Source organism: Aliiglaciecola aliphaticivorans, assembly GCF_054782055.1.
Genome location: NZ_BAAGTF010000023.1, coordinates 1 through 21,594 on the forward strand (window position 1 = coordinate 1; position 21,594 = coordinate 21,594).

Here is a 21,594-nt window from a genome sequence, read left to right on the forward strand (position 1 = left end):
GTTTAAGGGGTTGTTAACCTCATAATTTGCCATACTTTGGAGAAGTAACCCACCTTTGTATGCCTTTAAATATGGTGAGTATGGCGATTTATGTTACTTTAGAGGGGAAAATCCCTAGAACCCCAAGTAGGGAATCAATAATGGGACAGTGGGATTGGTTAGTATTAGAATTACACTCATTCAATAATTCTGTGAGAACGGTTTCTAAGCGGCGAAGACCTGCTATTTTGGCTTTCACACTTGCAAGCTTGTGTAAAGTCATTTCTTGCACTTCTATACAGGGAGTGTCATTAAGGCTGAGTAAATTGGAGATTTCTTCCAAAGTGAACCCAAGATCTTGGGAACGTTTAATGAATTTTATTCGGTTTAATGTTGCCAAAGGATAAAGTCGGTAGCCTAGATGCGGTTTTTCAGGTTTTTCTATAAGACCACGTCGTTCGTAATAACGAACAGTCTCAACATTGATACTAGCTTGTTCGGCTAATTTTCCAATTGTGTACATGTGTTATATTTCTCCGTATCTAAGTACGGAGAAATATATCCCTATCTACGTAATTAAGCCATAAAACTTCGTTAGCCTTGAGCTTCTACTCCTTGTTTTATTTATTTCCTGATGCCTGGTTATATGCCCTAATATCGATCAAGTTGTTCTGAGCATAATCTCCCGCAAGGGATGCATTTGAGATCACTGCAATCTGCTTATCCACAAATGCTTTATCTTCATCAGACACACTGTCAGAGATGTAAGCGCCACTCTCATCCTTTTGACGATACTCATTTAGCATTTGCTCCCTTAGACCAAGCATTTCAGGCGACCAACTCGATGAGTCTTCAGAGTTGAAAACGCGCCCCGCCAAACCTTCATTGAAAGCTTGAGCGAAAACTTGACTTTGAATCGGGGTCAATCCCATTCTCTGCCCTTCGCTGTATGCTTCCTGTTTAAAATCATCAGCATACTGCTCTAGAAACTCACCATATCGATTATTAACTGCCGCACCGAATGCCCCCGCCAACATGGCTTCAGACTTAGTGCCCCAGTTTACTTCGGAGGCATACTGCGAACTCGATCCACTGTATGCATCATTAAACGCCGTCAATGGGTTTTCCAAAGAGGTTCCGGCATCAACGGCGGCTTTTAAGCCATCCCAGGTTGATTTGCTGGCCACAGTAGCGTTGTGCAAGAAACCTCGTGAGCCAGGATCTTCAAGCGCTTGTTCTTTGTAACTCTCATAGTCTTCGCCAAAGTGATTCAGGGTATGCAGAGCTGCATCAGTATGCTTGCCACTGAAATCACCAATAGCACTGGCGCTGTTGAAGAACATTTCAGCACCAGAAACTCCGCTATCATCAGCCATAATACGTGATCGCCACTGAGATCCAGCTTCACTGTTTAGTTCAGATTGATAGGTACTTGTGTCAGTAGCTACGGCCTGTTGGGCTTGCTGCTGATGCGCATTCAACTGTCCATCTATACCAGACAGATTGGTTTGGTAAGCCGATTGAGCTGCGTTGAACTGAGTTTGAACTGTTGCTGCATCCTCGTAGCCGCCCAATACACCCGATTCAACTTGGCTTTGAGCACCACCAAAAGTAGGTGCAGCTGATGACAAGCCTTCATTAGAGCGCGGTTGAATTGATCGTAAATCGGCTCCGGTAGCCATGGCCATAACAGTCATTGCTGCTTGATAATCATTGTCTCGTTCAGCGGGCGTTGAGGAGTTGCTATAGGTTAAAGACTCCATAGCTGCGGCCACATACGCCTGATTATCATCAGGTAGCAAGCGCTGATACATTGGAAGGTTTTCACGTAATCGGTTACCTGCTTCAACATGCTGGTTCATATAGCGACCTAAATAATCCATGACTTCAGGATTATCCGCTGCTAATCGAGTTAACGTCGAACCATCCGTGTTCCTTTGTCCTGATAGACTGTAGCTGGCCTGATCAAGCTCATTAAAGCGGTTTGATGCCGTGATAACGTCTTGTGCTGAACTCTGAAGTGACTGATAGTCTTGGTTAGACAACGACATTTCAACACCAGAACGTCTTGAATCTGAAAGGTCCTTAACCATTGCATCGCGATACTCAGCACGTCGTGAATCACTCGATGCCAAGCTTTGCATTTCCCCAGTGAGTGTATTTGCGGTCGTTGATCGAGAACTGCCTTCTGACGACTCAACTTGGCCACTAAAGTTTCCACCTAAATCCAAGCCTGCTCGTAACCGTGATATTTTTGGCACTCTTGAGGATTCGGGCTTATCGACTCCAGGCAAGTTACCTTGTCGGGAGTCATTCCCCCCTGTACCAAGTAATCTTCCCAAGAAGCCTTTATCTGCTACTTCTTTATCATCGGTATTTGTAATGGTTCCATCTCCACCGACCCTTAGGCCTCCCGATAACACGCCCGATACCAAGCCACGTACAGCGTCTTTTTTATCGTCTCCGAAACCATACCGTGTTTGCAGGTCATCAGTGACCTGATTAACAACGGCGCTAGATGCGGAATTAGAAGAACCGATCTGACGTCCAACCGAAGAAAGGTTGTCGTAACTTAGCTTTTCACCAAAGGTTCGACTCATGGTATTGCCAACCTGACGGCTAAAGGCTTGAGTTGCCTGAGTCATGGATTCTTTTGCAGAGCCGACCATTGAACCCACTGCGTTTCCGACAGAGAAACTGCTTAGTAAGTTTGACGCGCCGGTCATTGCAGAACCCGTGAGGGCTGAATTTTGGAACATTGACTGTGATTGCATCACCGGGGCATTTTTCGCGACATCTGGACTTGCCATCTTTTCATCAATGGCATCACCGTTTTGAAGACGTCCAGCCAAGTGGGTTGCAGTTATTGCTGAGCCATACACGAGCATGAGCGAAATTGCCGGAACACTCGACGCCAACATGCCGCCAGTAGCTATCCAGGTTTGCAGCACTGAATCCATCTGCATCATCCCAGCAAAAGATGGCACTTCTGTACCTGCAAAGGCATCAAGAGCCGACATTTTCCCTGCAACGGTTAAATGAATATACAGGTTAATGATAGCCATGACAGGCATCCAAAGTTGAATCCAAAGCAGGATTAACAAGTACTTCCCAGCCATTCGCATCCCGATTTGGCCAAGGGCTATCACAAAGGCCATCAAAGGGGTGATGGCGTAAATGAAACCCTCAAAAAACGTCATCATCGGACGAACGATACTTTGGAAAAGAGTCTGCTCCGCCGCCCATTGTGTATTGCGCTGTTCAATCGCTTGATTAACCATAACGGCGGCGGTGAAAGCTTGATCATCCATATACTTGCCCGTCACGCTTTGCTCATAAATAGGCAAAAGCACTGACGCGGTCATATACTCTTGGGTGTTAACCGAAGCCAAACCAAGGTTATTCAGTGCATTTCGGATCACGTCATCAGTGTCCGTTGCTGACGAAGTCCCCAATGAGGCTGACAGAACCTGTTTAAGCCTTGGAATGAAGGTTGATTCTGTCATGAGTTTCAGTTGGCTATAGGCATCGGTGCAGTCCAGATCGCTACTGCTACCACTGAGCATGATTCGAGTGCCATAAATGCGCGAATCAAACCTAAGCGCAGTCATCGGGTTAGGATCACTCAGCACCTGATCGAGGTTCTTTTGGCCAATGTCGATACCAATCAAGGTGCACTCTTTGATGTAGTTAAACCACGATTGCTCTATGTCCGAACCGCCGACACGATTTGCATCACCCAACCCAGAGCGATCCATCACCTGTTTTCTCACTTTAATCAGTGACTGTAAACTGGATGCAAAGCCGTATTCCGTCATCGCGGGAGTTGAGAACGCCGTTTCAAACAATCGCGTGATTTGAAAGCCAACTGTAGAAATCGTACTGCCTGCGGCAGCAACACCGATGGGCACATTATCAACCACTCGAACTTGTCCCGTGTACGCATCCTCAATGCTCACTCGGGTACTGGGCCCAAACATGGTTGCAAAGACTAGCCATGAGACTAAAACGTGTTGAAAGTTAATCCCACGTCCACCTTGCATTAAGGCCTGAACAGAGACCATCAATACCCCAATGAGCAAGCCAATGCGAACCATTGAAGTAAAATCGCCTGTACCAGTGATCATCGCGACAGCATTCAGGACCTGTTCTAAAAAAGCCGAATCCCCGATGGAATAGATTTCCCACATTATCTATTCCCCCAGTGCCGTAGACTTAACGGTGTAATAACGCTGCTTGCGAATGGTCTGAATCACCTGATTAAAATGCGCCAGCAATTCTTGCTCTGAACCGTATCTTCGCTGTAACGCAGCGTATTCCTCATTGATTTGGCGACGTGCACGTTCAAGGTCTTCAGTTAACAACTTCGCATAGGCATGATCTTCCACACCAGAGGTGCTTCTAGCAGCATTGAGCATGTCTTCAACCAATGCTCGGGCCATCTCAACAGCAATAAATGGCGCAGCTCTTGAAGCAAACGACCTTGCAGCCCCTTCATTTAATGCAGAAAGTGTTCGAATCATGCCCCCAATGCTCGCAGGAGCCGAGGTCATAAAAGCCTTTTCGGTGGTGCTAGCAGCTCCTGTATTTCGAGCAAACTTAAAAATAATGCCGTTACTAGAACCTGTACCAAGAAGTAAATTTTCTACCTGGGTTGATAACCCGGTTAGGGTCACGTTAGTGATTGTCGGATTCAGACAGCCGTCTTGTGTCACTGTGTCACATCGGTACATAGCGACGTTACCACCATGAATTAGATGCTCAATAGTCACTTTATTGCCATTCAGTCTGGTCAGTTTTGGGGCTTTACCTTGGCCATCAGCGGCATTCGCTAAATCACCAACAATGATCGAACCCGTCACAGACATAACTGCTTCAAGAAAACGGTCATCCCCCGATGCAAACCAGCTTGATGCCGAATGACGTTTCAGTGCTCGCCAGACCAAATTACCTTTAATCGTTTTGTTCACATCAGATGCCGCGACACTTGAAGCATTCTCGTAAGGGTTCTTACCGTTGGATTCACTCCAACTGGTAAAAACGTCTCCAGCCCCTTTAAGTGAGCTCAACATGCTGGCTTCTGTTTGCCCCTTTTTACCAAAAGCAGCCAGGGTATCGTTCACGACTCCCTGAGCCATTTGACAGGAATTGCCGAAATACTCGTTCAACTGCTGGATTTTCTTTTGTAGTGTCTCCATGTGCTGGGAGCATTTCTCACACATAGCACTGAGCGCCAATTGGAATGCATATCCCTTGGCGTTTGCAGCAACAGAGCGAAGTAATTGAACAAACTGATCTGCGTTAACAAATGACAAACTTCCAGCGAACATATCAATGCCGCCACAACCGGCTTGGAATGACGGTGGCACCATGGAGACGAGGTTCTCATTCATGATCCTGTTACGAACAACAACACTTCCTCCAGATATAACGCCACGTCGTTGACTCTCGAATACACCAGGCGCAGTGCTGTTGGTCATTGAACCAAACAACTGGTTCATCTCCTGTTGCAAACTTGCTTGGCTCATAGACGAAAAACCAATCGCACAGGCGATTAGCGATACTTGAAATACTTTTTTCATCGTTATAACCCTCCTTGTGCACGCAGATAGCGAACAAGGAACTCAGGGTCCTGTAATATCTTTTCGTTAAGCTCTTGGGCTGACATCGCAAGTGAAACTCCGGGCTGAACAGGTCTGGTGGCATAGTAAGTTTGATCGTCAATCCAACCGGCTTGATGGGCTGCGAGAATGATTCGATTATTGAGCTCATCAAGGCTCATTGCGCCCTGGCCAATCGGAGTGATGACATTAGGCGGGTCTACTAAGAAGACCGCTGGAACAGTCGAAACGGACAAGGTTTGTGCTTGTCCTGAATCGACTTTGTAATTGGGAAACTCTCCACCGGGTAAAGGCAAGCCATCGACAGCAATAGCAAACACCTCGAACCCATAGTTCAAGGCCATAGATTCGATGATAGGCGCTTGAGCATGGCAATAAGGGCAATCCGAACGATAGAAGAAGAACAAGCCAGCCCGTTTTGCTACTTCACCTAAAGCTACATCACGTTGAGCGCCAGCTTCTCGATCCATCCGATTGGCAGCATAAGTCGCCAAGGGTCTGCGACTGATTTCATCCAAAACAGGATCACCCATGACCACCTGCTGACTAACATCAGCAAATAGTGAGCCCTTATCCATCATGACTCGCTGGAGATACAGATAGGCTCTGACGTTCTCATTCGTCGGCTCATCAATAGCCTTGTCCATGAACGACTGCATGTGCTCACGAAACCAAGCAGCACTGAAAGGCTTTAGCCCGCTCTGACTCGACTCTGCCGCACCTGATTCCGGCTTTATAGGCTCTTCATCCTCCGCTGGCTCAGGAATGACCTGATACCAAAACCAGCCTTCCTGACCACGCTGATAGAATTGCCCATCACTAGCATGGGCGGGCAGGATGAATAGAAAGAAAATAATGATTGGGATGGTCACCCATAGGATGAACCAAGGGAACAAGGGGGTTCTCATTGTCAGCTCCAGAAAATTTCATAGAGCTAACATGCTAATGATCCCGGTAAGAGCGATTGGCCAGATAGATGAATGAATCGTGTGTTTTTCTGACTAGCTGTTGTGACCAGTAACAACAGCTAATTTTAACGAGCCAAATTTATGATTGGACCGCTTTGAGCGAAAAGCAGAGATTCAGCACCTCAACACAATCCGCATGCGAATGACCGCTTTTACCGCAAAACCGGACATGAAGCCCGGTTTATTTAAAACGAAATTATCGGTCTATAGGGCTAATTGTCCCTGATGAATGTTGACCGATGACATGTGTATATATTTGAGTTGTCTTCAAATCCGTATGCCCTAACAGCTCTTGAACTGTACGAATGTCTGTTCCCGCTTTTAAAAGCTGCGTTGCGAAAGAGTGCCTGAATGTGTGTGCGGTAACGTGTTTCTGAACACCTGACCGTATAACAGCGCTCCTTAATTTCTTTGTTAGGGACGTCCAATGCAAGTGATGGCGGCAAACATATCCATCCACTGGATGCTTACACCTGACAGATGATGGGAATATAAATTGCCACTTAAAATCAGAAATTGCGTAAGGGTATTTTCGAGCGAGCCCTGACGGGAGACTTGTTTTACCCTCACCTTCGCAAAGATCCTTTTCATGAAGATCACGAACCTTTTCAATATGCAATTTAAGGGGTTCAACAAGCTTTTCAGGTAACATCTTGACTCGATCTTTACCGCCTTTGCCACGAAATACATAGACATTCCTTGACTCAAAATCGATATCTTTAACTCTTAGCATTAATAGTTCTGCTTTCCTTGGCCCACAACCATATAAAAGCGAAAACATCAGTTTATAGCTACCGGATAGCTGATTGATGATACTCATTGCTTCGTTATGAGATAAGACGGATGGAACCCGTTTAGGTGCGCGTGCTTTTATCGTATCAGGTAGTAAAGTAAGTTCTCTCTGAAGTATATGTTTATACATGAAGACGATAGCGCAAAGCGCCAAGTTTTGAGTAGACGCCGTAACTTGTCGGTTTACGGCTAAATATGTCAAAAAATTAGTTACCTCTTGTTCCCCCATGTTCTTAGGATGCTGTTTTTTGTTAAACAAAATGAAGCGTTTTATCCAAAGTAAATAGGTTTTTTCAGTCTGAATTGAGTAATGCTTGGTCCGCATAACCTGTCTGATGCTTTCAAGGAAAGGTGAACGAGTCATGTAAGCTCCTTTGTTGATTATCGAGTGTGTTACTGAGACTTCTCAGTAACACCTGATGATAAGGAGGCTAAATCAAGATAAGGCATTGATATTAATAATATCACCCCGTTTTGGGGTGGAGACATTACTGAGAAGTCTCAGTAATGTCGTAAATTAAAAGTAAATTAAGTCCTTAACTAGCTTCTTAAGTTATTGATTTTCAGTAAACTCATAGGTATATATTTGTTTTGCCTTTCGGATGTTACTGAGAGGTCTACATAATAACTGTTAGGAATTTTGGCCATGGCTACGAAGGATCTTCAAACACTGGTAGACGACATTTACCATTTGGGCCACGAACAACATTCGATGGTTGAAGGTGTTCGCAAGTTGGTGAAGGCGGTCGTTTCGCCGCTTTCGGAAGAGGTCAAGTATGGCGGCATACTGTTCACATCAGACGTTCAGTTTTGCGGTGTCTTTGCATACAAGAAGCATGTTTCAGTGGAGTTTAACAAAGGCGCCCAAGTCGCGGATGAGTTCGGGCATCTCGAAGGTGGCGGGAAAGGCCGTCGGCACGTGAAGCTGTACTCCGTCAACGACATTGAGTCCAAACATCTAGCTCACTATATTCCTTTAGCATTAGAGGCTGCGAGAGCAGATTCCTAACAATCACAGGCACGGCGACGTCTACTACATTGCGGCTGCGCCTCCATTCCGCAGCCGCGCATGCTGTTGGCGTTGGGCAGTTTGTAGTTCGGGGTACTTATGAGCTTGATTGTGTGTTCGTGGGTCACTAATCTACCGGAGGGACGCTTTTCTGTTTGGCCGGATGGCTGTCGTGATCTGATCGCGATAGTTTCGAAAGAAAGTCCTGTCACCGTTATTTGCAGTGGTTTGGATTCCGCCCCCCGGCAAGTAGTATGCGATGATGACACTCTATTTGTTGGAGTTCGGTTGGCAGCGGGGGTAACCTTTCCATGGGATATGAAGGATTCGTGCATAAAGCATGATGATCAGGTTCTTTCACAAAGTTCGTTTTCCAGTTGCCACGGATGGGAATCTGAAAGTGATTGTGATGAAATCCTCGGAAAGCTGATTGGCGTGGTTAATGACTTTGCGAGCCCCGCGCCTTCTTGGGTATCGGAATGTATTGATGAGTTGCGGATCGGTGAAGTGCGGCAGTCTATGTCGTTAAGTGAACGCAGCATAAGAAGAAAACTTGCCGACATTACCGGAGCCCCGCCACGGTTCTGGAAGTCTCTGGCTCGCGTTCGCCAGGCCACGTTGGAGATAGTGCGGTCTGAAGTTTCGCTGGTATCGGTCGCCACAAATCATGGGTTTTCGGATCAAGCGCATATGAACCGGGAAATCCGGCGTTGGTTTGGGGTAACACCGGTAACGCTGCGGAAAAATCGGGAGCAGATCATTGAATGGCTGTCTGCTCCCAATGTATTCCAGAACGTTTAGCCTTCTTTCATGATGTACTTTTCGAACTCGGGGCTTGGGGCAATAGGATGATAGCAATAAACTATGACGCCAGAGGGATCAAGCAGACCGAATCCTCTATCGCCCCAGGGATGATCTTCCAGTGGCACCGTTGGTGTCAGGCCTGCTTGGGTTAGTCGAGAGTGAAGCTCATCAGCATCTTCCACGAGCAGGTTAAAAAAGGCGCCACCAGAGAATGGTTGCATTCCTTCTTGTGGACTCATCAGGCAGATTTCCGGTTCCTGATGACGAGTAGTCAACCTAAGTATTACGTACCAGCCACAGTCGAAAATGGGGCGTGCATTAAAGTAAGTTTCATAGAACTTCCGCGTATCGGGAAGGCTTTGTGTGACGATGGTCATGCTCGCAGATTTTATCGACATAATTTCTCCAATTTATTTATCGCTGAACGGGATAACATCAAATGCGGAGCTTAACTCAGTGGGGGAGTTCTTGTTTTGAATAATTCGGCCAAAGTTGAGACGATAATGCCCAACAAGGCACTGCTGTCGGACAAATTTTCCGCTACGCTCCAAATTTGCCGCAGAGTGCGGCGTTCTGCTAACACCTAAAAGCGGACTTTACAGCCTTAAAGTTGGAATGTCTGCAATTGGCACATAAGTAATATTCATAAAGTGCGAATACTACATTAGCTTACTTTACTGCAAAAACCGTAACCAATGTCTTCATTGAGTCACCCGTAATCATAACAAAGTACATCTTGCTCTCCACGTGCTGCCAGAATTCGGCCTCTTGTGCATATTTTTTTGCTTTTTTGGTAGCGACGCTTTCTGGTAACTCGGCTTTAGTTAGCGCAGAACATAACAGCTTTGTGCACAAAGCCTTCCAAGGATACTTAGGTACACCGTCTGAAAGCCTTTCCACAAACCGTTCCAGTGCATGACGAGTCACCACGACAGGTCCAATGTTCGGAACGTTGATGACCTCATCGATTTCTCTCACTGTAGCATTATCGACGCTGTATTCTTCGAAGGAATGTGAGAGCCAATCGTCCCGCTTCTCTACCGAGATCTGTGCTTCTTGGTATCGAGTGAGCAAAAACCTAGTCAGGCTGTAAAGTGAATGCTGGGTTGAGCGTTGTTTCTGTAACTTTTTGATGGCTCCTTTACTGACCCGGATTTGAAGGCCATTGCCGCTTCGGTTACTCCCCATCACCTCTTTCACTGACAGTAGGTGATGAATAGCATAGAGCTCAGCGGCAATTGGCTTTTGCTGCTCAGGTAGCATGTCGTATTGCTCACCTAAATCGACCTTTAGCTCACCACCTCTTCGAAGGCCGGTCTTCCAGTAAACCGTAAACTCACCATCAGTCTGCTTTGTTAACAGGGTTAATACCATCATGTTTGTTTCTCCTATTGGTTATCTATTTTTCATTCTCCATGTTTTTTCAAATATGCAAGGCGCAAAAAAGGGGCCGAAGCCCCTTGGATCAGATATGAACTTTCGGAAAGCCCATGGCACCGTAAACATTCAGCACATCATTCCAATCCCAACTTTTCACGCCAAGTGACGTTGGTATCGGGGGGATCAACACTTGTTTCAGAATGCCTTTCTGCCAGGCTTTTTTCTTGAGTTCATTCGCTGCATTCAGGCCGGTCTCAGAGAGATCGTGATCTGCCCAGATGTACAGCATTTTCACATTACTTGGTGGTTCAAACCTAGCCAGTAGCGTTGCATTCACAACCGACCAACATGTTTGCCCCGTTGCTCTGGTAACCGCTAAAGCTGTTTCGATGCCTTCAGAAACACCTAATACCTCACCAGGCTCACCTATCGGAATGGCACCACCAGTGATTGTTCTGTCACTTGGTATCGGCATCATCTTTTTAGGCTTTTCAACCGGCGCTTTGAATCCATCTTCACTTAGGTAGATCCGATGAAACGTGGCCGAACGCCCTTGCTGAGTAACGATTTTACCTAGCAGCGCTGGGTAGCTATCGATAAACAAGCCATCTTCATCATGGTAAGGCAAGTTTGGATGATACCTCAGCACCGAATCCCATTCAGGACGAAGCCGGGTAACAATGCCACGACGATGCATGTAGTTCCAAACTGGTTGCGCACGAGTATCTGCAAGAGAAAACGTTTCTCCCCAGGTTTGATTCAAGCGATGGATAATCGCTTTGTCCTCTTCCTGCTTTCTAGCCTTCCAGTCAAAGGCGTTACTCGGTATTACCCGAGTTGGTACTTGTCCGGGTTGAATACCTAGAGCTTGACCGATTGCTTCAATAGACTGAGCAAAGTTCCATCCATTAATCCAAGACAACAGTTCAAAGCCATCATGAAAGATCCCGCAGGTGTTACAAACGCCACCTCCGGTATATTCAGCATCTTTGAACAGCCTAAAGCCATCACGACCGCCATGAACAGGACAAGCCACATGACGGCCTTTTCGAGCAATAGCGGCATCAAGTTCTGGCACCAACGCCGCCAGTATTTGAAGCCATTGGCCATTAAGATATGGCCTTACTGTGTCAATTTGTAAAGGTAACGCCATATAACCTCCTTAAGTAAAAAGCCGACTCCTACCACAGGTGGTAAAAGTCAGCTCTGGGCCTGCATTGAGCCGTTTGGTTAATGCAGGAACGTTAGTCAAGCTGGATACCATGTCGTCTTAATAGCCACATGATGGAATCACGAAGCACATCAGGATCGACAACCGCAGCCATTGCGCAAACACGAAAGCAAAATGGCGTTAATTCGTCATTTTGAATCCACGACAACACATCCTTTCGCAATCGAGTACTGACACGACCGTCTAGCAATACACGGATCGCATCCAATAGAATGCCTTCGCGTAACTGCCAGATTTCCGTGTCAGACCAAGTGACTGGGGCATCATCAAACTCAAATAGAAATTCGAGCTGTGCTGATGTGTGCTGATAGGACTGCTTTTGTGATGAAGGAGAATGGGCAATGCGCCCATTCATTAAAGATAACCGCGTTCGGCAAGCGAAACGCAGCCCTCGGATGCGACCACGACATGGTCAAGCGTTCGAATATCAACAAGTGACAAGGCGTCACGAAGTCGATGAGTGATGCGTTTATCAGCTTCACTGGGTTCAGGATCACCCGATGGATGGTTATGAACCAGTATCACTGCTGCCGCATTAAATTCCAACGCCCGCTTTGTTACTTCCCTTGGATACACGCTCGCTACATCTAAAGTGCCTTTGAACAGCTCTTCAAATCGAATAACGCGATGCTTTGTATCAAGAAACAGCACGCCAAAGACTTCGTGCTCATACTCGTGCATCAGTGTTTGCAGGTATGAGAACGCCGATGATGGCTGTTCAATTTTGCGACCTTTACTCAATCGACCACGGGCAAGCTTAAGCGCCATATCTAAAATATCCGCTTCAGTCACTTGCTCAGGAACGATGTAAGTACCGGCTTCTTCGCCAGCTAAGAATTTTTTGTTTTTCATAGGAGTCTCCAAAAAAAACGGAGACGAACCCATTCCCTGAAGGGGACGGAATCGTCCCCGCAGGGTGGTAAAATTGATGTGGTTACTGAATTAACAGTTGTTGTGTTACTTCGAATAACTCACGCTTCAGATCTTTGACGTCGTTAATCACGATGCTTTGAGGAAAGAATTTCTCAACACTGCGTGTTTGAATCCCTATTCCCAGCAGCTCAAAGCCACTTCGTCTGCACCGGTCAACAATGTCATGCGTGGCAGCCCAATCATCTGGGTCACCATCCGTTAGCACTATCATTAGCTTTCGCTTCTGTTTTTGCGCTAACAAACTGTTTGCCGCAAACCACATCGCTTGTGCCATAGGCGTACAACCTCGTGGTTTTTGGTCAAAACAGGCGGCCCGATGTCGAACCGATTGCTTGGGCAATAACGCGATAGAAACTTCCTGATGAATACCAGGAAAATAACTGACCGCAGGTACAACACCCGGTATGCCTTCCAGTGCCATGGCCAAAGCCAAAGCGGCTTCATTGGCAACATGAAAGTACTTTCGATTACCTTCGCCAATGGGTTTACCCATTGAACCCGATATATCGACCAGCAAGTGCACAGCAGCATTAGGCGCAATGCGAGGTTGCCTTTGAATAAACAATCTCGACTCACCTGCTTGTGAAGCGGCAAGACGATGAGTTGCAACTCGAAGACCGTGCCGTTTGGCATGATTCCGATTGTCCTGACTGGACTGAACCATGCCCCTAAGTCGGGCTCGAATTTGAGCCGACTCAGACGCCGATAAGGTCAAGATGGCCTCATCACCCAACATAGCTTGCTCTGCTTGGGGCAAACTGAGAGGTGTGACGCCCTGATGTCCTTCAGCTTGTTCCGACAACACTTCTGCCACTTGGGCAAAGGTATCGGGTTCAAACTGAGCGGCACTGGCCTCTAAGGCTTGTCGCAAATTGTCAGCTTGATCAGCGTTATCAGAATCTCCCGTTTCAGCAGCATCCCCCGTTGCAGACGAACCTGTTTCCGGGGTTTGACTGTCACTACTGCTATTGCTGTCATTACTCGCATCTTGTCCAATTTCATCACCGTTATCAGCATCCGACTCATCCTGTGGTGGACGAGATTCTTCTTCCAACATGGCAACGATGGCATCGACAAGTTTCAGCACTTCACCTGTAGATGCCAGGCTAGGCACTGCTGTCAGCATGGCGCTTAACCGGCTCATCGCGGCGGCAGGAAAGAGTTGTCTCACTCTTTCATCAACAGCTTGATACAAAGGCGTCAGTGCTTTCTGGCCCAGAAAATGGCATCTCAAGCGAAACAACAACCAGGCTTGCAAGTTAGATGCAGGCTCAGGCTGTTCAGGTACACACATTTGCTGTGTGTCCACCATGTACTCAATCACTTGCAAAATACTGCGCCGGGTTCCGGGGTAATCCTTTGCCAATTCGTTTTCAATGCGAACGTCCTCAATGATATTGAGAAGTGCCTTACGGATCGGCTTGGACGACGCCTTCTGCACCATGTCAAAATTGGTATGCCGAATATGCGCCGCTTCATGAGCCAGATAACCCCAAGCTATCTGTTGATAGTGTGGGTCGTCTGGGTTTGCTGTTGGGATCACAATCCGCTCACCATCGGTAAACGCATCTTGTCCTTGAATAAGCACCTTCACACCAAACTTTTCGCCATAAGCGGCGGCAACGATTGGCAGTGCGTTTTTTAATGGATGATTCATGGGAGTCTCCTAATCATTAGGGGGAATACTCCTTCAGCGGGAGCGTTTCCCCGCTGGGAATGTAGGTGTTTAAACCTGTGCTTTTAGCTTATCCAGGTCGTATTTTTGACCTAACCAAGCCACCAATTCAGCAGGACTTTCATGCTGCTCAAATGACGTTTTAAGCTGGTCTAAACTCAGGATGTCATCCAATGTCAGACCGTACTGGTCTTGTAACTGAGTAGACACCTCGTGTTGATATTGCAGCCAGGCGCGCTCAAAAGCGGTTTGCTGCAATGCCATGTTTGGAACAAATACCATGGCCGTTACCCAAGCTCCTTGTGCGTCCGCATCTGCGATCAGCACTGGGTTCTCGGGGATCACTACACTATGTGTTGAGTACGACCGTTGTACTAACGTTCGACAACACGCCACTTCTGGTATTGATTCACTTTCAACAGCATCAGTCACACCACGAAAATGTGCTTCAAACTGGTTCAGTTGGCTGGGGTTATGGATGGTTGATTGCATAATTTCCTCTTACATAGTTCAGAGGACATGCGCCCTTCAGGGCAACATGCCCTCAAGGACGTTAAAAATAAAATGAGTTTGGTACAGTCGAACCAAGGTTTGGTCTGACGGTTGGTTGGGGTATTGCACGCAAGTTATCTGCCTGAGCAGATACTGGCTGTGCGGGTTTAGGTTCTGGTTTGGGCATCAGTTGCCTGATATCCAATTGGCCTTCACCGTGCATTCTCATCTTGTCTGGATCAGACAAAATTAAAATGGTCGCCATCAGTTCGTGATAGAGATTGTCTGTCACAGGGCCGGTCTTCGGCAGACGAACAAATAAATTGTCCATCGCTTCAACCATCGGTTGAACTCGATGATCCAGGAATGACAAACCATCCAACTTGTCTCTTAACCGTTTGAGAGGATTAAGGGCACGCTGACTGATTTGATTCTTACCTGCAACGGAACGCTCAAACAGTTCATTGGCATCACTAGCCACCTCCCTAAAGAGGGTGTGTCCCATGCCATTGACCTTGTCATCTAAGCCACCAGCTTGTTCAGCCGGTTGCATTCGATAAATGGCATAATCGAACTGAAGCCGTTGTTCCACGTCTTCGATAGGTGACAGCGCACGCCGGATTGCATCTGCAAATTCCGGGTGTTTTGCAACCCAGTCAAACGTCACCTGATCATAGTTGTCCAAGAACAACTGCTTGCACTGCGCAAACTCCTGACCGATCCGGTCAAGCTCTGGAACAATCTGATCAATTCGGTCTTCAGGGACGGCATAGCCACCTAAAAACCGCACACCGACTTGCTCACACAACCGCTGCGCTTCTTTCTTAAGCCTTTCAAAGTTCGCCAATGCCTCTGGGTCGCAAATTTTTTTACTCCCTAAGCTGGCAACATCCTTCGGTGGAAGTTGACTACCATTGGCTAATCTGAAATCTTCAGGCCTTAGTTTTTTTCTACCGCTCCAGATGGAACAGTCGATGTGACAAATCAAAAGTTTGTCGAGGGTTTGAATACTCATAGTGCATCCTCATGCGAGATGGGGACGCACCACTCCCAACAGGAGCAATGGCCCCCGTTTGGGTGGTAGTAGTTGACGCGCTAATGGCAATACCACTATCAGAAATAGTAATTTTGCGAATCAGGCGACGATTGGTTGAGATCGATTTTGACAGGCATTAAATCCAGCGCTTCAGCTATCGGGCGAACCCGTTCTAAATCACTGCCTAATAACCTCAATACATCTTTTTCCAACTTCAGTTGGTCGGATACTTCTATCCCTTCAGGACTCGCTACTGTGAGCGAACACAATGCTGGTAATTGACGCTTAAAGGCCAGTAACAGCAACAATGGCCACGGGCCATCATCAGTGTTAACAATGCCAGCGCCTTCACCTGACACCATGCTGATTTGATTGGTACTAGGTAATCCGCTTTTGGAAAACCCTAATGACCATTCTCCAATCCTGACCTGGTTATCATCAATAACAGCCAAGCCATAGGCTTCAAGCAGCTTTGCCATATCGAACAACGCTTTTTGCGCCAGCGAGATTTGGCCATTGACGTCCTTGCGAGTACGAAACTCCCAACTGACGTTATTGGCGCACGCGACGCTATCAAGCGCATTTGAGAGTTCAAATGGCCGCCCTTGATGATCAATGCCGACTTGTCCAACCAATCGATAACCCTTGTTGATTTTCTCATTGATTCTTCGGTCTGCTTCTGCGTTAGGATCAGTCGAATCAATCAATCGCTGCTGCGACAATTGACCAGCTTTTCCAAACCGAACTTCAATCTCCTGGTTATCTGCTCCAACGTAAATGGCCCATTCTTTGGCTGTCCCATCAGAATGACTGTAACGGTAAAGAGCAAAGCACTTTTCCATCATCAATCCTCCCAATGGTCACCGAATACATCAGCAGCAATACGGTGAATGGCTTCACGTTGCTCCAACTCAGCACGAGCCGTCAAAGACCGAACCAGTGCATACTCCACTGCGTTAGGAGCGCCTTTAAAAGCAAGTGTTAACTTTGCCCAGCGCACCAAGGTCCGAGTGGACATGGTGATACTAAGTTCTGCACCGCCATCCGCGCCCCCAATAAAAAGACGGCGAATGTCACCAGCCACTTTCACCATTTTTTGGCGAAAGACTTCTGGCAAGCCTGGCGCAACGTTCTCCAGAATGGCTTCCTCTACAGAAGGCTCTGCATAGGTCGCTTCGATGATTCTAAAGCGATCAAGAAAAGCCAAATTTTGTTGAAGCACACCTTGATACAAGCCCGTCTGGTCACCGCTGCCCGCACTGTTGCCGGTAGCGATAAAACGAAACTTGTTATGTGGCATGATGATCTCACCGCCATTTTGTGCGATAACCAACGGGGCACCTTCCAAAATGTCATTGAGTCCAGCCAGTTCAGCAGGCTCAGCAAGATCCATTTCATTAATGATCAGCAAATGGCCATGCTTTACAGCCAGCGATAGCGGTCCATACACAAAGGTCATGTTGCCATTAACCAGCGTGTGGTGACCGATAAGATCGGACAACTCCAATCGACCGTGCGCAGTAATTTGCTGAACAGGCCAATTCAATCGAGAAGCAACTTGGCAAATTAGCGAGGTCTTACCGCATCCCGTGGGGCCTGTAATATACAAACCGTCACCGTCTGGGTGAGACAAGAACGCCAATACGTCACGTAAGTCTTCTTTTCTAAAAACATACTCGTCCTTGCGAACGGGAATGTTTGGATGGGTAGTGTCGGCACTAAATCCTTCCAGAACGAAAGCATCAGGAGCCGGGACATTAAACGCTTGATTCACTTGAACCAAAAATGGGGATTGTTCAGTCATGGTAAACCTCATTAGTTTTAACGAGGCCCCATGCCCCAACAGGGAATGAAGTCCCCGTCGGGTGGTGTGTTGATTGTGGTATGGCTGTGTATGTAAGAGTTCAGCTCGCTCTATCATTCGTACCCAGCATTGGCTACGAGTGAAACTGCTTTCTGATGCACTCGATGTAAGCGCATGAGAAAGGAGCCGAAATCGGCTCCAAGTGAACGTTAAAAGTAAAATGAGCTCGGCGAGTCACCTGGCAGAACCAAGTTATCTTGCTCAAGACTGATTTTGATTGGTGTTTCAGCGGGCTGCTCTGGCTTATTGGTGCTAATGCGCAACCGCTCTTGTGGCGCTTTTCGGTAAGCGGCTAAAACCTGTTCATCCAGCTCGCCTAACTTATCGGTGGCCAATTGCTTATAGTCCACCGTGCCCGCCATCATGTAGCGGCTGAGTTTGACCCCAGCATAGTCGGCATGAGCGTAGTTACCCATCATGGCGACCAATTTTGACTGGGCGTCTCGCATTTCCTCTTTCAAAGATTTAATGTGATTTTCCAGTCGGACCACTTCGGCATGTGCTGAGCAATACTGTCGAGACAGCGATGTCCAACGGTATTGGGCTTCACCCTTGGGAACAAAACAATCTTGCTCAGGGCATTTTGACGGTTCTTTTTTGGTCTGTACTAACTCCCAAAACTGAAGCGCTGTTTCTTGCAACTCAGTTAAGAACGCCGCGTCTCGTTGTATTTCAAACTCAATCAGTTGATCCTCAAAATAGAAAACCAACCAACCTCGCGTGCTATTGGCGACCAGTATTTGATGCTGTACTTGCACCCAATACAACTGGTACGCCTCGCTTTGTTCTCGGTGAGCTTGCACATCCTCAAAAACTGACTGGCAAGGACATTTCAGTTCAACGGGTTCGCCCGCATCGTTGATGCCATCAAAGCTGGCTCGAAAGATTGCGTTATGATCGGCTTCTGCACATAACGGCAGAAGAAAGTCATTATGCGCATTCTCAAATGCTCGCCTTGCTTGAGGCTCCAACCGTATACCGCGAAGCACATTTGGATTATTCGACAGGTCTTCCGGTAATACGAATCCAGTTTTTTCTGCCCATAATCGCCACGGTGTTTTGTAGGGTGAACGCCCCATAATAATTGGGGCTTCAGATGCCGTAACCCCTGCAATGCGCCACTGGTGCCATGCAGGAGTACGTTGTGATAGGTCGATAACCTTCATATTGTCTCCTTTGAGGGGAGACTCCCCCGAAGGAGAGAACTCCCCTTCAGGGTTAAGTGGTTACTTTGCAGCTTGTGCTAACGCTGTTTGGTGCTGAACAACACTTGCTTGAACCGAATCAATTGCCGCTATACCGGCTTGAATCGAACCTAAGACAAGGGCAACAACCAATACCAAGCGAAAAAGTGAGGCTGATTTAGTCATGGAAGATCTCCAAAAAAAAGACGAGACCTTCCCCCTGACGGGGGAATAATCCCGCCAGGGTTAGTAAAATGAATGCGTGGCGCTAAGAAGCTAAAGGCTGTGTGAGCGCTTTGGCTGCTTGTTGCTGTGCACTAAAGATTTCTTGTTTCGCAAACGTCAGCTCAACACCTTGAAAATGTTCATTGGCATATTCCAATGCACTATTCCAAGCGTTTGAAGCTTCCGCCCGCTCGATAAGCTTGTAAACAAGCCCTCGGGTTCGATCATCAACTTGCTCGGGTGGAATCACCGATGGCTCAACAACGTGTGTTGCTTGGCCTTCGATAATTCGCTCTGCTTCGTCTTGATCGAAAATTCCCACAAAGCCAAACGCAATGCGGGAACACTGGATCATGGATTTATGTCTTAGCATTCGCTTAGTGTGCGTCTGCCATGGACCATCTACCCGGTAAGGGCCATTTTTGCCGTTACCTTCAAAAGGCGGTCGATAGACTTCATCCAGATACTCAGTGATTTTGACTGGGTGCGAACGGTCGCGCCGGTAGATGATGCATTCCATCCATTCCGGACATTCTTTCGCGCCATCTAGGGAGACTTTGTTTTCTGAAGTCTTGAACTCCATGCCATCAAACTGGTCGTGTTGATTGATGATGCGAGACCATCCATCGACACCTACCACTGGGATAATCCCAGCTTGTTTATCAGGGAACGCAAAAATCTCTTTGGTGAAAGGGTTCAAACCGTACTGATCTGCAACCACCAAGAGCGCCATCATCTGCTCATTGGTCGGTGCACTACCGTCACGTTGCTTGAATGCTGTTGCTTTTAGGGTATCGAACAACTTGTTTGGATCGACACTAAAGCGCTCAGCAAAGCGTTGGATTAGCTTTGGTTTTTCCATTATGGACTCCGACAATCAAAGTGGGAGTCTGCCCCTGACGGGAAAGTACTCCCGGCTGGGTTAAAGCGTTATCGCTCGGTTAAAAATCTGGTTCAGGATAAGTTTGTGCCCAATTAGCTTGGGAGCTCGCATCATCCGCCGGTGATGGCTCAGATGCTTTGTTCACACTATCAAGAAGCAGAAACTCGTCCGCGTCCACTTCGGTCAATCGATGCTTAATGCCATCTTTCTCCCATGAGCGCGTGCGCTGAGGCCCTTGAACAAAAAGCTTCGCTCCTTTTTGGATCAAATCTTTTGCTCTTAGCCCTAACTTAAATCCACCACGATCTCGAAAAACGACCCGATGCCATTCCGTATGCTCTTTGAGCTCATTGGATTGACGGTCGCGCCATTTCTCAGAAGTGGCCAGTGAAATGCTGGTCACTAAATCACCTGATGGATAGGCTCGCGTCTCTGGCTCAGAGCCAACGTAGCCTATGAGTGTTACTTGGTTTTTCATGATGTTCTCCTCGTCTTAGTTGAACTCTGTGCACACAGTTGCTTCTACCCGACTGGGCAAAGAAGACTGACGACGCAGATAGGTTGGTATTTCGAGTAAAGCCATGTCGTACTGATGTGGCTCTTTGTAAAACGCAGATGTCAAACGGGGCATACCAGGAGCTTTAGGCACTGCCATTGGACGACGTTTTGATGTTGGTGTGAGCAATCGCTTGATTTGAGTAAGTACAAATCGAAACGGGCGCACGGTTTGACGAGCAAGTAATCGCAAAAGCGACCAGCTCAGTTTTGCAAGCAACATAATGCCTGCGATTTGGATAATAAATCCGAAGATATATTCCATTGGTGACTCCTTAATTTGGTTGTGAAGGAGTCACCCCAACTGGGGAAAACTCCCCCAGTTGGGTGGTGAAAAGGCGAACCGTAAGGAACGCATGGTTGCGCATGTAAAAACATGCAGGCTATTTGTTTAAGGAGGCTAGCTACCTCTTAGTACCACTGAGAAAACTCAGCGGCGGGCTTCCTTTGAGCTCATGCTCTCAGGCGCAGATATCACTGAAACAGATCAGCAATATTTGATAGTCAGTGTAACCGTCTTATCCAGACAGGATAGTTAGAAAGATGCTCAATTCTTCCACCTAGCTGAAAGGCCATTACCGCACAGAGGATTAGGCTAGGGACTGATTATTGTCATATCAGGAGCAAACTTATGGCCCAAGCAAGACCCAATTACTCAAAACCCATCTTTGAACAATCATTCACAATTAATAGCTTACAGGCGCAACGTGTCGTTGACCGTGTTTTTAGACGGACGGTCAGTGCGCTTTACGGAATCGATGTCATCCTGCGCATCATCGGCGATGAGAACGAAATTGATGAAGTGGAACAGATCATTAGCCAGTTGATCGAGGATTGCGCTAAGGCGGTAGACAACGAACAAGCTCGTTTAGACAAATTGATGGAGTCCAACGGTATCGATGAAGTACCTGACTACACCGACCCGATTACCTTCAACGCCAAAATAAGCTCGCCTCAGGTTGG

The 21,594-nt window shown here is 47.1% G+C and carries 22 protein-coding genes and 1 pseudogene; 3 read left to right on the forward strand and 20 right to left on the reverse strand.

From position 1 onward, the window contains the following. Positions 1-88: 88 nt before the first annotated feature. From merR to ACYVIL_RS13185, 5 genes are all read right to left on the reverse strand, one after another. Positions 89-502, reverse strand: a complete 414-nt coding sequence (gene merR / locus ACYVIL_RS13165; protein ID WP_191867221.1) for an Hg(II)-responsive transcriptional regulator — start codon at positions 500-502, stop codon at positions 89-91. Between the two features lie 97 nt (positions 503-599). Further along, the gene (locus ACYVIL_RS13170) at positions 600-4,169 is read right to left on the reverse strand and encodes a conjugal transfer protein TraG N-terminal domain-containing protein (protein ID WP_460312745.1); all 3,570 of its coding nucleotides are present in this window, start codon (positions 4,167-4,169) and stop codon (positions 600-602) included. A 3-nt stretch (positions 4,170-4,172) separates the two neighbouring features. Continuing rightward, complete coding sequence (locus tag ACYVIL_RS13175) at positions 4,173-5,561, reverse strand: conjugal transfer protein TraH (protein ID WP_043116926.1); 1,389 nt, start codon at positions 5,559-5,561, stop codon at positions 4,173-4,175. A 2-nt stretch (positions 5,562-5,563) separates the two neighbouring features. Further along, positions 5,564-6,508: a thioredoxin family protein gene (locus tag ACYVIL_RS13180; protein WP_460312746.1), complete on the reverse strand. Its 945-nt coding sequence runs from the start codon at positions 6,506-6,508 to the stop codon at positions 5,564-5,566. 256 nt (positions 6,509-6,764) lie between these two features. Beyond that, positions 6,765-7,724, reverse strand: a complete 960-nt coding sequence (locus ACYVIL_RS13185; RefSeq protein WP_460312747.1) for an integron integrase — start codon at positions 7,722-7,724, stop codon at positions 6,765-6,767. Between the two features lie 282 nt (positions 7,725-8,006). Here ACYVIL_RS13185 and ACYVIL_RS13190 point away from each other — a divergent pair, with 282 nt between their 5' ends. Both ACYVIL_RS13190 and ACYVIL_RS13195 read left to right on the forward strand, forming a co-directional pair. Continuing rightward, the gene (locus tag ACYVIL_RS13190; protein ID WP_409546240.1) at positions 8,007-8,369 is read left to right on the forward strand and encodes a DUF1801 domain-containing protein; all 363 of its coding nucleotides are present in this window, start codon (positions 8,007-8,009) and stop codon (positions 8,367-8,369) included. A gap of 99 nt (positions 8,370-8,468) precedes the next feature. Beyond that, positions 8,469-9,170, forward strand: coding sequence for a helix-turn-helix domain-containing protein (locus tag ACYVIL_RS13195; protein WP_001901434.1), 702 nt, complete (start codon positions 8,469-8,471; stop codon positions 9,168-9,170). Here ACYVIL_RS13195 and ACYVIL_RS13200 read toward each other — a convergent pair. The 15 genes from ACYVIL_RS13200 to ACYVIL_RS13270 all read right to left on the reverse strand — a co-directional run bounded on the left by ACYVIL_RS13200 (position 9,167) and on the right by ACYVIL_RS13270 (position 20,896). Next, positions 9,167-9,571: a VOC family protein gene (locus ACYVIL_RS13200; RefSeq protein WP_000023760.1), complete on the reverse strand. Its 405-nt coding sequence runs from the start codon at positions 9,569-9,571 to the stop codon at positions 9,167-9,169. The genes ACYVIL_RS13195 and ACYVIL_RS13200 overlap by 4 nt on opposite strands. Positions 9,572-9,842: 271 nt before the next feature. Further along, positions 9,843-10,550, reverse strand: a complete 708-nt coding sequence (locus ACYVIL_RS13205; RefSeq protein WP_460312748.1) for a hypothetical protein — start codon at positions 10,548-10,550, stop codon at positions 9,843-9,845. A gap of 88 nt (positions 10,551-10,638) precedes the next feature. Beyond that, complete coding sequence (locus ACYVIL_RS13210) at positions 10,639-11,706, reverse strand: DUF7146 domain-containing protein (protein ID WP_460312749.1); 1,068 nt, start codon at positions 11,704-11,706, stop codon at positions 10,639-10,641. 91 nt (positions 11,707-11,797) lie between these two features. Beyond that, positions 11,798-12,139 (reverse strand): plasmid-related protein, encoded by a 342-nt coding sequence (locus ACYVIL_RS13215; RefSeq protein ID WP_095500274.1) that lies wholly within the window; start codon positions 12,137-12,139, stop codon positions 11,798-11,800. Then, the gene (gene radC, locus ACYVIL_RS13220; protein ID WP_301420433.1) at positions 12,139-12,636 is read right to left on the reverse strand and encodes a RadC family protein; all 498 of its coding nucleotides are present in this window, start codon (positions 12,634-12,636) and stop codon (positions 12,139-12,141) included. Before radC ends, ACYVIL_RS13215 begins: the two co-directional genes overlap by 1 nt. Positions 12,637-12,718: 82 nt before the next feature. Next, positions 12,719-14,374, reverse strand: a complete 1,656-nt coding sequence (locus ACYVIL_RS13225) for a VWA domain-containing protein (RefSeq protein ID WP_460312750.1) — start codon at positions 14,372-14,374, stop codon at positions 12,719-12,721. A 69-nt stretch (positions 14,375-14,443) separates the two neighbouring features. Beyond that, positions 14,444-14,884 carry a hypothetical protein gene (locus ACYVIL_RS13230; protein ID WP_104975171.1) on the reverse strand — a complete coding sequence of 147 codons (441 nt, stop codon included), beginning with the start codon at positions 14,882-14,884 and terminating at the stop codon, positions 14,444-14,446. A 61-nt stretch (positions 14,885-14,945) separates the two neighbouring features. Beyond that, positions 14,946-15,899, reverse strand: a complete 954-nt coding sequence (locus ACYVIL_RS13235; protein ID WP_460312751.1) for a DUF3150 domain-containing protein — start codon at positions 15,897-15,899, stop codon at positions 14,946-14,948. A gap of 98 nt (positions 15,900-15,997) precedes the next feature. Next, positions 15,998-16,762, reverse strand: a complete 765-nt coding sequence (locus ACYVIL_RS13240; RefSeq protein ID WP_444875404.1) for a hypothetical protein — start codon at positions 16,760-16,762, stop codon at positions 15,998-16,000. A 2-nt stretch (positions 16,763-16,764) separates the two neighbouring features. Further along, positions 16,765-17,724, reverse strand: coding sequence for an AAA family ATPase (locus ACYVIL_RS13245; RefSeq protein WP_109247983.1), 960 nt, complete (start codon positions 17,722-17,724; stop codon positions 16,765-16,767). Positions 17,725-17,933: 209 nt separating this feature from the next. Next, positions 17,934-18,950, reverse strand: a complete 1,017-nt coding sequence (locus ACYVIL_RS13250) for a YqaJ viral recombinase family nuclease (protein ID WP_115113641.1) — start codon at positions 18,948-18,950, stop codon at positions 17,934-17,936. Between the two features lie 60 nt (positions 18,951-19,010). Continuing rightward, on the reverse strand, positions 19,011-19,154 hold the full coding sequence (locus ACYVIL_RS13255) for a hypothetical protein (RefSeq protein ID WP_001963282.1): 144 nt from the start codon (positions 19,152-19,154) through the stop codon (positions 19,011-19,013). Between the two features lie 82 nt (positions 19,155-19,236). Further along, entirely contained in the window at positions 19,237-20,055 is an 819-nt protein-coding gene (gene bet, locus ACYVIL_RS13260; protein ID WP_138686526.1) for a phage recombination protein Bet, read from the reverse strand. Positions 20,056-20,134: 79 nt separating this feature from the next. Next, positions 20,135-20,554, reverse strand: coding sequence for a single-stranded DNA-binding protein (locus ACYVIL_RS13265; RefSeq protein WP_012368368.1), 420 nt, complete (start codon positions 20,552-20,554; stop codon positions 20,135-20,137). 15 nt (positions 20,555-20,569) lie between these two features. Continuing rightward, positions 20,570-20,896: a hypothetical protein gene (locus ACYVIL_RS13270; protein ID WP_048608521.1), complete on the reverse strand. Its 327-nt coding sequence runs from the start codon at positions 20,894-20,896 to the stop codon at positions 20,570-20,572. Between the two features lie 366 nt (positions 20,897-21,262). On the opposite strand from ACYVIL_RS13270, the pseudogene ACYVIL_RS13275 reads away from it, so the two are divergent. Further along, a pseudogene (locus ACYVIL_RS13275) lies at positions 21,263-21,594 on the forward strand (hypothetical protein); the annotation flags it as partial.

Coding starts and splice junctions, on each gene's coding strand:
- ACYVIL_RS13185 (WP_460312747.1), bottom strand. CDS start 7,724: ATGACTCGTTCACCTTTCCTTGAAAGCATCAGACAGGTTATGCGGACC.
- ACYVIL_RS13180 (WP_460312746.1), bottom strand. CDS start 6,508: ATGAGAACCCCCTTGTTCCCTTGGTTCATCCTATGGGTGACCATCCCA.
- ACYVIL_RS13250 (WP_115113641.1), bottom strand. CDS start 18,950: ATGAAGGTTATCGACCTATCACAACGTACTCCTGCATGGCACCAGTGG.
- ACYVIL_RS13170 (WP_460312745.1), bottom strand. CDS start 4,169: ATGTGGGAAATCTATTCCATCGGGGATTCGGCTTTTTTAGAACAGGTC.
- ACYVIL_RS13205 (WP_460312748.1), bottom strand. CDS start 10,550: ATGATGGTATTAACCCTGTTAACAAAGCAGACTGATGGTGAGTTTACG.
- ACYVIL_RS13190 (WP_409546240.1), top strand. CDS start 8,007: ATGGCTACGAAGGATCTTCAAACACTGGTAGACGACATTTACCATTTG.
- ACYVIL_RS13195 (WP_001901434.1), top strand. CDS start 8,469: ATGAGCTTGATTGTGTGTTCGTGGGTCACTAATCTACCGGAGGGACGC.
- ACYVIL_RS13225 (WP_460312750.1), bottom strand. CDS start 14,374: ATGAATCATCCATTAAAAAACGCACTGCCAATCGTTGCCGCCGCTTAT.
- ACYVIL_RS13270 (WP_048608521.1), bottom strand. CDS start 20,896: ATGGAATATATCTTCGGATTTATTATCCAAATCGCAGGCATTATGTTG.
- bet (WP_138686526.1), bottom strand. CDS start 20,055: ATGGAAAAACCAAAGCTAATCCAACGCTTTGCTGAGCGCTTTAGTGTC.
- merR (WP_191867221.1), bottom strand. CDS start 502: ATGTACACAATTGGAAAATTAGCCGAACAAGCTAGTATCAATGTTGAG.
- radC (WP_301420433.1), bottom strand. CDS start 12,636: ATGAAAAACAAAAAATTCTTAGCTGGCGAAGAAGCCGGTACTTACATC.
- ACYVIL_RS13240 (WP_444875404.1), bottom strand. CDS start 16,762: ATGGAAAAGTGCTTTGCTCTTTACCGTTACAGTCATTCTGATGGGACA.
- ACYVIL_RS13235 (WP_460312751.1), bottom strand. CDS start 15,899: ATGAGTATTCAAACCCTCGACAAACTTTTGATTTGTCACATCGACTGT.
- ACYVIL_RS13265 (WP_012368368.1), bottom strand. CDS start 20,554: ATGAAAAACCAAGTAACACTCATAGGCTACGTTGGCTCTGAGCCAGAG.
- ACYVIL_RS13230 (WP_104975171.1), bottom strand. CDS start 14,884: ATGCAATCAACCATCCATAACCCCAGCCAACTGAACCAGTTTGAAGCA.
- ACYVIL_RS13255 (WP_001963282.1), bottom strand. CDS start 19,154: ATGACTAAATCAGCCTCACTTTTTCGCTTGGTATTGGTTGTTGCCCTT.
- ACYVIL_RS13175 (WP_043116926.1), bottom strand. CDS start 5,561: ATGAAAAAAGTATTTCAAGTATCGCTAATCGCCTGTGCGATTGGTTTT.
- ACYVIL_RS13200 (WP_000023760.1), bottom strand. CDS start 9,571: ATGTCGATAAAATCTGCGAGCATGACCATCGTCACACAAAGCCTTCCC.
- ACYVIL_RS13215 (WP_095500274.1), bottom strand. CDS start 12,139: ATGAATGGGCGCATTGCCCATTCTCCTTCATCACAAAAGCAGTCCTAT.
- ACYVIL_RS13210 (WP_460312749.1), bottom strand. CDS start 11,706: ATGGCGTTACCTTTACAAATTGACACAGTAAGGCCATATCTTAATGGC.
- ACYVIL_RS13245 (WP_109247983.1), bottom strand. CDS start 17,724: ATGACTGAACAATCCCCATTTTTGGTTCAAGTGAATCAAGCGTTTAAT.